The following is an 8580-nucleotide window of genomic DNA, read 5'->3' on the forward strand; positions in this document are numbered from 1 at the left end:
CCGAAGCCGGGCACATCCCAGACCCTAGGCTGGGGTCCCATGACGCGTGTGAACAAGGTCCTCATCGCCAACCGGGGCGAGATCGCCGTCCGCATCATCCGGGCGGCGAGGGATGCGGGGATCGGATCGGTCGCCGTCTACGCCGACCAGGACCGCGACGCCCTGCACGTGACGCTCGCCGACGAGGCGTACGCCCTCGACGGGCAGTCGAGCGCGGACACGTACCTCGTCATCGCGAAGCTCCTCTCCATCGCCCGCCGCTCCGGCGCGGACGCCGTCCACCCGGGCTACGGGTTCCTCGCCGAGAACGCCGACTTCGCGCAGCAGGTCATCGACGCCGGCCTCATCTGGATCGGCCCCTCGCCGAGCGCCATCCAGCAGCTCGGCGACAAGACCACGGCCCGCCACGTGGCCGAGCGCGTCGGAGCGCCCCTCGCGCCCGGCACGCTCAACCCGGTGTCGGGCGCCGACGAGGTGCTCGACTTCGTCGACGTGCACGGCCTGCCGGTCGCCATCAAGGCGGCGTTCGGCGGCGGCGGCCGCGGCCTCAAGGTCGCCCGCACGCGCGAGGAGGTGCCGGAGCTGTTCGAGTCCGCCACCCGCGAGGCCGTCGCCGCGTTCGGCCGCGGCGAGTGCTTCGTCGAGAAGTACCTCGACCGCCCCCGCCACGTCGAGACCCAGTGCCTCGCCGACTCTGCCGGCACCGTCGTCGTCATCTCCACGCGCGACTGCTCGCTCCAGCGCCGCCACCAGAAGCTCGTGGAGGAGGCGCCCGCGCCCTTCCTCACCGACGAGCAGAACGCCCAGCTCTACGCCGCGTCCAAGGCGATCCTCCGCGAGGTCGGGTACATCGGCGCCGGCACGTGCGAGTTCCTCGTCGCGCAGGACGGCACCATCTCCTTCCTCGAGGTCAACACGCGCCTCCAGGTGGAGCACCCGGTCTCCGAGGAGGTCACGGGCATCGACCTCGTGCGCGAGCAGTTCCGCATCGCCGCGGGCGGCCTCATCGACTACGACGACCCGGCCCCGCGCGGCCACTCGTTCGAGTTCCGAATCAACGGCGAGGACCCGGGCCGCGGCTTCTTCCCCGCGCCCGGCCCGGTGCACGTGTTCCAGGCGCCGGGCGGCCCCGGCGTCCGGGTCGACTCCGGCGTCCGCGCGGGCGACGTGGTCTCCGGCGCGTTCGACTCGCTGCTCGCGAAGCTCATCGTCACGGGATCCAGCCGCGAGGACGCCCTCGAGCGCTCGCGCCGCGCCCTCGACGAGTTCGAGGTGCAGGGCCTGCCCACCGTGCTCCCCTTCCACCGCGCGATCGTGCGCGACGCGGCCTTCGCCCCCGCCGACGGTGCGCCCTTCTCCGTCTACACGCGCTGGATCGAGACCGAGTTCGACAACACCATCGAGCCCTGGTCGGGCGCCCTCGAGGACGCCGCCGAGGCGCCCGCACGGCACACGGTCGTGGTCGAGGTCGGCGGCAAGCGCATCGAGGTCAGCCTCCCGGAGGACCTCGCTCCGGCGGCCGGCGCCTCGGCGTCGCGTCGCGCGTCGGCGGCCCCCGCCCGCCGCAAGCAGTCCGGCTCAGTCGACACCTCGGGCGGCGGATCCGTCACCTCGCCCATGCAGGCCACCGTGGTCAAGCTCGCCGTCGAGGAGGGCCAGCAGGTCGTCAAGGGCGACCTGCTCGTGGTCCTCGAGGCGATGAAGATGGAGCAGCCGCTCACGGCGCACCGCGACGGCACCGTCACGGGCCTCCAGGCCCAGGTCGGCGAGACCGTGCCCTCGGGGCACCGCCTCCTCGACATCGTCTGACCCCGCGCACCACGCGACGACGGCCGGTCCCCGCGGGGCCGGCCGTCGTCGCGTGCGGGCCGCACGGGGCGGCCGGAGGGTCAGAGGACGATGTGCATGGCGCGCGCCGCGTCGGAGATGCTGCCCGACAGCGACGGGTACACCGTGAACGCGCGCGCGACGTCGTCGACCGTGAGCCGGTGCTCGACCGCGAGCGCCAGCGGGAAGATCAGCTCGGAGGCCTTGGGCGCCACGATGACGCCGCCGATGACCGTGCCCGAGCCCGTGCGCGCGAACAGCTTCACGAAGCCGTCCTTCACGTTCTGCATCTTCGCGCGAGGGTTCGAGGCGAGCGGCAGCTTGTAGATGTCGCCCTGCGCGAGCCCCTCCTCGATCTGCTTCTGCGACCAGCCGAGGGTCGCGATCTCGGGCTGCGTGAAGATGTTCGACGTCACGTTGCGGAGCTCCGTGGGACTGACCGCGTCGCCCATCGCGTGGTACACCGCGGTGCGGCCCTGCATCGACGCGACGGACGCGAGCGGCAGGAACGTCGTGCAGTCGCCCGCGGCGTAGACGCTCGGCACCGAGGTGCGCGCGACGCGGTTCACGCGGATGTGGCCGGAGTCGCTCATCTGCACGCCCGCCTCCTCGAGGCCGATCCCCGCGGTGTTCGGCACGGATCCGACCGCCATGAGGCAGTGGCTGCCCTCGACGACCCGGCCGTCGCTGAGGGTCGCGACCACGCCGTCGCCCTGGCGGACGACCGACTCGGCGCGGGACTTCGACAGCACCGTCATGCCGTTGCGCGTGAAGACGTCCTCGATCACGCGGGCGGCGTCGGCGTCCTCGCCCGGCAGCACCTGGTCACGGGAGGAGATGAGCGTGACCTTGGCGCCGAGCGCCGTGTAGGCCGAGGCGAACTCGGCGCCCGTGACGCCGGATCCCACGACGATGAGGTGCTCGGGCACGCAGTCCATCGTGTAGAGCTGCGTCCAGGTGAGGATCCGCTCCCCGTCGGGCTTGGCGGTGTCGAGGATGCGGGGGCTCGCGCCCGTGGAGATGACCGTGGTGTCCGCGTCGATCTCGTCGAAGTCGGTGCCCCGGCCGCCGCCGCGGCCGGTGGAGACGATGATGCGGTTGGGCCCGTCGAGCCGCCCCTCGCCCTGCACGATGCGGACGCCCGCGCGGATGAGGCTCGACTTCATGTCCTCGGACTGCTGGCGCGCGAGCCGCAGCAGGCGGTTGTTGACGGCCTGCAGGTTGACGGCAACCTCGGGGCGCACGGGCCGGCGGGTCTGCTCGCCGCGGGAGAAGAACTGCACGCCGAGGTCGGCGGCCTCGCCGATCGCGTTGGTGGCCTCCGCGGTGGCGATGAGGGTCTTGGAGGGGACGACGTCGGTCATCACGGCCGAGCCGCCGACGCCCACGCGCTCCACCAGCGTCACCTCCGCGCCGAGCTGCGCTCCGGCGATGGCGGCCTCGTAGCCGCCGGGACCCCCTCCGAGGACGGCGATCCGCTGGTTGGCCTCGAACTCGTATCCCATGCGCACATCATCCCGCAGGCCCCCGCCCCGCGCGAACCCGCCCGCCGTCGTGGCCCGGGTCGCGCGGGCGCGCGCATTTAGGATCGGGGCATGACCTACAGCAACCCCCTCGAGTCGCCCGACGCGGACCCCCAGGAGATCGCGCGGCAGGCCGCCCGGCAGATCGCCGAGCTGACCGGCGTCGAGCGCCACGACATCGCCCTCACGCTCGGCAGCGGATGGGGGAAGGCGGCGGATCTCATCGGCGAGACCACCGCCACCATCCCGGCCACCGAGGTCGTCGGCTTCTCGAAGCCCGCCCTGGAAGGCCACGTCGGATCGCTCCGCAGCGTGCTGCTCCCGTCCGGCCGCCGCGCCCTCGTCATCGGCGCGCGCACCCACTACTACGAGGGCCACGGCGTCCGCCGGGTCGTGCACAGCGTGCGCACCGCGGCGGCGACCGGCGCGACCACGATGATCCTCACCAACGGCGCGGGCGGCATCAAGGAGCACTGGACGCCCGGCACACCCGTCCTCATCAGCGACCACATCAACCTCACCGCCGACTCGCCACTCGAGGGCGCGACCTTCATCGACCTCACCGACCTCTACTCGGCGAGGCTCCTGGCGATCGCCCACGAGGTCGAGCCCGACCTCGACGAGGGCGTGTACTGCCAGTTCCGCGGACCCCACTACGAGACGCCGGCCGAGGTGCGGATGGCGAAGGCGATCGGCGGCCACATCGTCGGCATGTCCACCGCGCTCGAGGCCATCGCCGCGCGCGAGGCCGGCATGGAGGTGCTCGGCATGTCGCTCATCACGAACCTCGCGGCGGGGATCCAGAAGACGCCCCTCAGCCACGAGGAGGTCATCGAGGCCGGCCGCGCCGCCGAGGGGCGCATCGGCGGGATGCTCGCCCGCATCGTGGGCGCCCTGTGAGCCGCGAGGAGACCGCGGCGCTGGTCGCCGCCGCGCGCGCCTGGCAGGCGCAGGACCCGGATCCCGTCACGCGCGCCGAGGTCGACGAGCTGCTCGCCCTCGTCGAGGGCACCGCTGCCGGGGCATCCGCGGCAGACCGCGAGCAGGCGGCCGCCGGGATCCGCGACCGCTTCCAGACGCGCCTCCAGTTCGGCACCGCCGGGCTCCGCGGCGAGCTGGGCGCGGGTCCCAACCGGATGAACCGCGTGCTCGTCTCGCAGGCCGCCGCCGGCTTCGCCGACTACCTGCGCAGCCGCAGCCCGCGCCCGAGCATCGTCATCGGGTACGACGGGCGACACAACTCCAGGGTCTTCGCGGAGGACACCGCGCGCATCATGGCCGGAGCAGGCGTCCGCACGGTCCTGCTCCCTCGGGCACTCCCCACGCCCGTGCTCGCGTACGCGGTGAAGCACCTCGCCGTGAGCGCCGGCGTCATGGTCACGGCGTCGCACAACCCCGCGCGCGACAACGGCTACAAGGTCTACCTCGGGGACGAGGACCACGGCGCGCAGATCGTCAGCCCGGCCGACCGCGACATCGCGGCCTTCATCCACAAGGCCGCAGGCGAGCGCACCGTGCAGCAGCTGCCGGTGGCGGACGACTTCGAGATCGCGCCCGAGACGCTCATCGACTCCTACGTGCGGGAGACGGCTGACCTGTTCGCGGCTCCGCTCGCCCCCCTGACCTGGGTCTACACACCGCTGCACGGCGTCGGGTGGGAGACCGCGGCGCGCGTGTTCGACGCGGTCGGCGTCGACGCGCCCATCGTCGTCGCCGCCCAGGCGGATCCGGACCCCGACTTCCCCACGGTCGACTTCCCGAACCCCGAGGAGCCGGGCGCGCTCGACCTCGCGTTCGAGGCCGCCGTTCGGTCCGACGCCGAGCTCATCATCGCCAACGACCCGGACGCCGACCGCCTCGCGGTCGCCATCGCCGACGAGCACGGCGCCTGGCGCCGCCTCTCGGGCAACGAGGTCGGCATGCTGCTCGGCCTGGGCATCGCCGAGCGCTACATCGAGGAGGGCAAGACGGGCACGTTCGCCTCGTCGCTGGTGTCCTCGCCCGCGCTCGAGGTCGTCGCGCGCGAGCTCGGCTTCGGCTACCGCGAGACGCTCACGGGCTTCAAGTGGATCAGCCGCGTGCCGGACCTCGTCTACGGCTACGAGGAGGCCCTCGGCTATCTCGTCGCGCCCTGGATCACGAGCGACAAGGACGGGATCTCCGCCGCCGTCGCCGTGCTCCACGGCGTGATGCTGCTGAAGTCGCGCGGGCAGACCATCGACGACTACGACCGCGGGTTCGCCGAGCGGTTCGGCTCGTTCGCGAGCGACCAGATCTCGGTGCGCGTCACGGACCTCGCGGTCATCCCGCGCATCATGGCGAAGCTCCGGCAGTCGCCGCCGACCTCCATCGGATCCCGGCGCGTCGAGCGCATGGACGACCTCGCCGAGGGGACCGCCGACCTCCCGCCGAGCGACGTGCTCCGGTTCCACCTGGGCGACGGCGCGCGGCTCATCGTGCGGCCGAGCGGCACGGAGCCGAAGATCAAGGTGTACCTCGACGCGCAGAGCACCGAGGGCACCGTGGCCGAGCGCCGCGACGCCGCGCGCGCCATCGTCGCCGACATGGCGCAGGCCGTGCCGCTGCTCCTCGAGGTCTAGCCGACGGGATCCGCGGGCCGCCAGCCGGCCCGCGGCGTCCGAGCGGCCGCCACTGGTAGCGGCACTATCAGTGCGCTACCCTCGCCGCATCCGCATCACCGAGCTGGCCGAGGCCACGGGCGTGGCCCCCGCGACCGTCAAGTACTACGTCCGCGAGGGCCTGCTCCCCGCGGGCACGCGCGTGAGCGACAACCGCACCGACTACGACGACGAGCACGCGCGCCGCGTCCGGCTGATCCGCGCCCTCATCGACGTAGGACGGCTGCCCGTCGCCCGCGCGCGGGAGGTGCTGGCCGTGCTCGACGACGACGGCCGTCGCGTGCAGGAGGTCTTCACCGTGGCGCAGGACGCGCTGACGCCCGGTCCGGCCACCGCGGATGCGCCGCCCGCCGACGCCCTCGCCCGCGTCGACGCCGCCACCGCGGACGCCGGCTGGTGCGTCCTCGAGGGGCACGCCGGCCGCACGCAGGCGGCGCGCGCCGTCGACGCGTTCGCGCGCTCGGGCCACCCCCTCGGCGACGACTACCTCGCGCGCTACGCGGAAGCCGCATCGATCCAGGCCGAGGCCGACCTCGCGGCGGTGCGGGGCCGCCCCGACCGCACGGCCATGGCGGAGCTCATGGTGGTCGGCACGGTGCTGGGCGACCAGCTGGCGGCGGGGCTGCGGCGGATCTCGCAGGCGACGGTCTCCATGACCGCGCAGGCCGCGGCGGGCGGCGCATCGTGATCCGGCGGGCCTTCGGCTGGCACCGCCCGCTCATGGCGGTCGCGGCGCTCATGGTCGTGGTCGCGGCGGCGTGCCTCGTGGGCGGCCTGGTCGGCCACCGCGTCGTGACGGGCGCGCCCGTCTGGGACAAGCCCGCCAAGTTCTCGCTGTCGATCCTCGTCTACGCGGTCTCCTGGGCCTGGCTGATCGCGCGCCTCCCCCGCTTCCGGCGCACGGCCCATCGGCTCGGCACGGTCGTGGCCGTCGCGCTCGTCGTGGAGCAGGCGGTGATCGTGGGCGCGGCGGCGGCTGGGACGACGAGCCACTTCAACGTCTCGACGCCGCTCGCGACGGCGCTGTGGGCTGTGATGGCCGCGTCGGTCACCGTGCTCTACCTCTGCACGTTCGTCACGAGCCTCACCGTGCTGCGGCTCCGGCTCCCCGACAAGGCGCTCACCCTCGGGATCCGCGCGGGGGCCCTCATCGCGCTCGTCGGCATCGGGCTCGCCTACCTGATGACGTCGCCGACCGCGGCTCAGCTCGCCGACTTCCACGGCGTGGTCGGCGCGCACGCGGTCGGCTCGGCCGACGGCGGACCCGGGATCCCCGTGCTCGGCTGGAGCACGACCGCGGGCGACCTGCGGATCCCGCACTTCGTCGGCATGCACGCGCTGCAGCTGCTGCCCGTCGCCGCCCTCCTCGTCGGCGCGGCGGGCCGCCGAATCCCCGCGCTCGCACCCGACCGCGTGCGCGTGCGGCTCACGGCGATCGCGGCGGTCGCGTACCTGGCGGTGATCGCGATCGTCACCGTGCAGGCGCTCCGCGGCGAGCCCGTCACGGAACCCTCCCCCATGATCGCGACGGCCGCCGTCGCGGTGGCGGCGGCATCCCTCGTCGCGGCCGTCGCGGTGGTGCTGCGCGGCGGCGGGCGGCCGGCGACCACCGCTCCGAACACGGATCACCCCCACGAGCCGCACGGGCACGGCGCGGATGCACCGGCGCCGACCGCTCAGCCGAGCGCGGCGTCGAGCTTGGCCGAGATCTCCTCGAGGTCGAAGTAGTTCTCGATCACGACGACGTCGGCGTACGTGGGCCCGAGCCGGTCCACGAGCTCCGGGGACGTGAGGATCACCTGCGCGTCCTCGCCGAGGGAGGCGACGCTCGCGAGGTCGGCCGCGGTCACGTCCGCCTCGATGCCGAGGCGCGCGAGCGCCCGCTCGGCGTTGACCTTGAGGATGCCGGACGTGCCGATCCCCACGCCGCAGATCGCGACGACCTTCATGCGCCCTCCTCGCCGGCCATGATGCGCCGGACCTCGTCGACGGTGGTGGCGGCGCGCAGCCGCGGGATGGCGGTGGCGTCGTTGAAGATGTTGGCCATGTCGGCGACCGAGGAGACGTGCCGGTCGACCGTGGTGACCGCGAGGCCGACGATGACGTCGACGGGATCGTTGTGCGCGTGCCCGAACGCCACCGGATCCGTGAGGGTGACGACCGCGAGGCCGTCCGCGAGCGTCTCCGGCCCCGGCCGGGCGTGCGCGAGCGCGAGACCCGGGGCGATGACGACGTAGGCGCCGAACTCCTCGACCACGCGGATCATCGCGTCCCCGTACTCCGGGGTGGCCGCGCCCGAGCGGACGAGCGCGTCGCCCACGAGGCGCACGGCGGCACGCCAGTCGGCGGCCTCGGCACCGAGGGTGACGGCGTCGTCCGGGAGCGGTGGGAGCACGGGGTGCGGTCTCTCTGTCGAAGCGAGCGGATGGATCGTGGGGACGCGAGGCCGTGGCGGGCCGGCGCTAGATGTACTCGGCCGTGACGTTGGTGACACTTCGGGGCGTGTGAAGAGGCCTCCTGGCTTGATGGAGCTGTTCAGTTCAACCATCGCCAGGAGGCCTCGATGTCCCACGGTAATGCTCGTCTGACGG

8 protein-coding genes are annotated in these 8580 nt (G+C 73.4%); 5 read left to right on the top strand and 3 right to left on the bottom strand.

Annotated features, from left to right (window positions below):
• The first annotated feature begins 39 nt into the window (after positions 1 to 39).
• Positions 40 to 1809, top strand: coding sequence for an acetyl/propionyl/methylcrotonyl-CoA carboxylase subunit alpha (locus HDR73_RS06635; RefSeq protein ID WP_012298045.1), 1770 nt, complete (start codon positions 40 to 42; stop codon positions 1807 to 1809).
• An 80-nt stretch (positions 1810 to 1889) separates the two neighbouring features.
• Here the strand turns inward: HDR73_RS06635 and HDR73_RS06640 are convergent, their stop codons facing one another.
• Entirely contained in the window at positions 1890 to 3332 is a 1443-nt protein-coding gene (locus HDR73_RS06640; RefSeq protein WP_041464347.1) for an NAD(P)H-quinone dehydrogenase, read from the bottom strand.
• Positions 3333 to 3422: 90 nt separating this feature from the next.
• Between HDR73_RS06640 and HDR73_RS06645 the strand changes: the two genes are divergently transcribed.
• The 4 genes from HDR73_RS06645 to HDR73_RS06660 all read left to right on the top strand — a co-directional run bounded on the left by HDR73_RS06645 (position 3423) and on the right by HDR73_RS06660 (position 7717).
• Positions 3423 to 4250, top strand: a complete 828-nt coding sequence (locus HDR73_RS06645; RefSeq protein WP_012298043.1) for a purine-nucleoside phosphorylase — start codon at positions 3423 to 3425, stop codon at positions 4248 to 4250.
• Positions 4247 to 5950: a phospho-sugar mutase gene (locus tag HDR73_RS06650; RefSeq protein ID WP_012298042.1), complete on the top strand. Its 1704-nt coding sequence runs from the start codon at positions 4247 to 4249 to the stop codon at positions 5948 to 5950. Before HDR73_RS06645 ends, HDR73_RS06650 begins: the two co-directional genes overlap by 4 nt.
• 70 nt (positions 5951 to 6020) lie before the next feature.
• Complete coding sequence (locus HDR73_RS06655; protein WP_012298041.1) at positions 6021 to 6677, top strand: MerR family transcriptional regulator; 657 nt, start codon at positions 6021 to 6023, stop codon at positions 6675 to 6677.
• A complete protein-coding gene (locus HDR73_RS06660; protein WP_012298040.1) occupies positions 6674 to 7717 on the top strand; it encodes a hypothetical protein in 1044 nt (347 codons plus the stop codon). The genes HDR73_RS06655 and HDR73_RS06660 overlap by 4 nt, the downstream gene beginning before the upstream one ends.
• Here HDR73_RS06660 and HDR73_RS06665 read toward each other — a convergent pair.
• Positions 7666 to 7938 carry a PTS sugar transporter subunit IIB gene (locus HDR73_RS06665; protein ID WP_012298039.1) on the bottom strand — a complete coding sequence of 91 codons (273 nt, stop codon included), beginning with the start codon at positions 7936 to 7938 and terminating at the stop codon, positions 7666 to 7668. The genes HDR73_RS06660 and HDR73_RS06665 overlap by 52 nt on opposite strands.
• A complete protein-coding gene (locus HDR73_RS06670; protein WP_012298038.1) occupies positions 7935 to 8384 on the bottom strand; it encodes a PTS sugar transporter subunit IIA in 450 nt (149 codons plus the stop codon). Before HDR73_RS06670 ends, HDR73_RS06665 begins: the two co-directional genes overlap by 4 nt.
• Positions 8385 to 8580: the final 196 nt, after the last annotated feature.

It is taken from the genome of Clavibacter sp. (assembly GCF_014802555.1).
GTDB classification, from domain to species: domain Bacteria; phylum Actinomycetota; class Actinomycetes; order Actinomycetales; family Microbacteriaceae; genus Clavibacter; species Clavibacter sepedonicus.

Excerpts from the sequence above, each read along its gene's own strand:
- HDR73_RS06640 (WP_041464347.1), bottom strand. The coding sequence starts at position 3,332 with ATGGGATACGAGTTCGAGGCCAACCAGCGGATCGCCGTCCTCGGAGGG.
- HDR73_RS06645 (WP_012298043.1), top strand. The coding sequence starts at position 3,423 with ATGACCTACAGCAACCCCCTCGAGTCGCCCGACGCGGACCCCCAGGAG.
- HDR73_RS06665 (WP_012298039.1), bottom strand. The coding sequence starts at position 7,938 with ATGAAGGTCGTCGCGATCTGCGGCGTGGGGATCGGCACGTCCGGCATC.
- HDR73_RS06635 (WP_012298045.1), top strand. The coding sequence starts at position 40 with ATGACGCGTGTGAACAAGGTCCTCATCGCCAACCGGGGCGAGATCGCC.